Origin of the sequence: Halomonas sp. ND22Bw, from assembly GCF_003011945.1 — a bacterium.
In the GTDB taxonomy this organism is placed as follows: domain Bacteria; phylum Pseudomonadota; class Gammaproteobacteria; order Pseudomonadales; family Halomonadaceae; genus Halomonas; species Halomonas halophila.
In genome coordinates this window covers 1-237 of the sequence record NZ_PXWD01001761.1, presented here as the reverse complement: position 1 = coordinate 237, position 237 = coordinate 1, and the positions used below count along the sequence as shown (strand labels likewise).

Annotated in this window: 1 protein-coding gene; it reads left to right on the top strand. The window is 68.4% G+C overall.

What is annotated here, in order from left to right:
* Positions 1–237: transposase (locus CVH10_RS24340; RefSeq protein ID WP_146143403.1), on the top strand; the 237-nt coding region annotated here is incomplete at both ends.

The following is a 237-nucleotide window of genomic DNA, read 5'->3' as shown; positions in this document are numbered from 1 at the left end:
TCCGTACGGCGCTGACGGCTTTGGGCTTGCGCTACAGTCTGGGTGTTCAGTCCTCGACGAGCCTGTGGGCCCCAGGATCCGCACCGCTGCCGCCCAAACCTTGGAGCGGACGCGGGCGCCCACCCACCCGGGTACGACGGAGCCCTGAGCACAAGCCACTCTCGGCAGATACGCTGGCTCGATCTCTGCCGGAGACCGCCTGGCAGCGCGTCACATGGCGCGTTGGCACGAACGGTG